1 protein-coding gene and 1 pseudogene are annotated in these 1,741 nt (G+C 52.6%); one reads left to right on the top strand and one right to left on the bottom strand.

Going from position 1 to position 1,741, the window contains the following annotated elements:
- A pseudogene (locus ALO43_RS18745) lies at positions 1-487 on the top strand (IS5-like element ISPsy2 family transposase); the annotation flags it as partial.
- 247 nt (positions 488-734) lie between these two features.
- Here ALO43_RS18745 and xopO read toward each other — a convergent pair.
- Positions 735-1,400, bottom strand: coding sequence for a XopO/AvrRps4 family type III secretion system effector (gene xopO / locus ALO43_RS18740; RefSeq protein WP_054997908.1), 666 nt, complete (start codon positions 1,398-1,400; stop codon positions 735-737).
- Between the last annotated feature and the right edge of the window lie 341 nt (positions 1,401-1,741).

Here is a 1,741-nt window from a genome sequence, read left to right as displayed (position 1 = left end):
CAAGAAAGGTAACCAGTACTATTTCGGCGCCAAGGCTCACATCGGCGCCGACGACGAGTCAGGCCTGGTGCACAGCGTGGTAGTAACAGCGGCCAATGTGGCAGACGTCACGCAGGTTGCCAAACTGCTACACGGCGAGGAAAACGTAGTCTGCGCCGACGCAGGTTACACCGGGGTTGAGAAGCGCGAAGAACATGCTGGGCGCAAGGTCATTTGGCAGATTGCCGCCCGCCGCAGCACTTACAAAAAGCACGGAAAACGCAGTATTTTGTACAAGGCGATCCGCAAAATCGAGAAGGCCAAGGCCCAGGTTCGCGCCAAGGTCGAGCATCCGTTTCGGGTCATCAAACGCCAGTTTGGCTATGAAAAAGTGCGCTTTCGGGGCTTGGCCAAGAACACCGCGCAGATGGTGACGTTGTTCGCCCTGTCAAACCTGTGGATGGCTCGCCGACATTTGTTGGCGAGCGCAGGAGAGGTGCGCGTGTAATGCAGGAAATGGTTACCGCAAAAGGCTTTGCAGCGGGCCGAAAGAGCTAAAAAGCGAAGATAATTGAGCAAATTTCGACATGCATCGTTTTTTGAAAAGTGCTGAGGACTCGGTAGCCGGAAAACATCCGGCTACTTCAGACCTTCCCTATGCATCAAAAGACAGAGCCCTACCCGAGGATATTTAAAATGCAACTTGCCTTGGGCTTACATATTCGCTTGAGGCAGGGGCTATGATGTGTTTAAGGTTATTGGTTGATTCTGCGGTCTTCGTTTCCGAGTACCGCAAAGCGTCTCTGTAGCTCAGCAAGGTCAGACCGGGCTTGGCGCAGCTGTTGTGAAGTATTGGCTATCTCGGCTTGGTTGGCCTCATCTATAGCGTCTTGAAGCTCGTCCGTGAGATTGTTAACCATGAGTTGCTTATCTGCGATTTCTTGCCTCAATGCAGCACCAGCTCCACGTGGGCAGACTTGTACGTCGCGTGACGATGAGCCAATTTGATAGACTCGTTTACCTCCGCCCAATAGGGATTTGGGTGTAAATGGGATTTCTAGCCCGCCAGCCGCAGGTTTGAAGTCTCGTTGTTGGAGCTTGTTGAGAGCGTTCAGGTGAGGGCTATTGGAAGGGCCCGCTTGAGTGTTAATGTCTAGGCGTTGAGCATCAAAAGATTTAGCTAATAGCGCGTTCTGCCGGTACTGGTAAGATGAACTCTCACACAATTGGCGCAGTCGCTGTGCCTGCATGCTTAATACCGCCCCCGGCTTTTTTTGCCCCTCTGACGCCTGGGCGACAGCGGTTGTGGTGCCAGGTGGAGAGGAGTTGGTGGGGGCTGAGGAAACGCGGTTTTGCGCTTCCTCTGCAGGGGCCGAGTAACTGAAGCTGGAATTTACTGAACTGGTTGAAATTCGATTCATGGGGAAGCCTCTTTGTCAAAGAATTTAATGCGCATGAGCAGGCATGCGTTACTCATTTTTACCCTTATGGAAAGGAAGGAAAATTTTAGTGGCTTCGCACCTGCCGACAGTTCCTAATCTTCGGGGAAATATTCTGGCAATCTGTTGAAATTCGCCCACATGTAGCGTGGCATTAAGCGTGCTATCAGTACCGTCCCCCTTATACGAATAGTTTCTGGGAACCACCTCTAGGCAAGGAGGTGGTGTACCAAGACGACTCAGTCCATGCTCATGCCGTCTTCTTCATCCGGGGATGACAGCTCCGGTGTGCCTGGTGCTGCGGCCTGAACCGCCCCGGGTTT

The organism is Pseudomonas tremae (assembly GCF_001401155.1).
Taxonomy (GTDB): Bacteria; Pseudomonadota; Gammaproteobacteria; order Pseudomonadales; family Pseudomonadaceae; genus Aquipseudomonas; species Aquipseudomonas tremae.
This window is presented reverse-complemented; position numbering and strand designations above follow the sequence as displayed.

Bases quoted from the DNA above. Each gene is read 5' to 3' on its own strand.
- xopO (WP_054997908.1), bottom strand. From the start codon at position 1,400: ATGAATCGAATTTCAACCAGTTCAGTAAATTCCAGCTTCAGTTACTCG.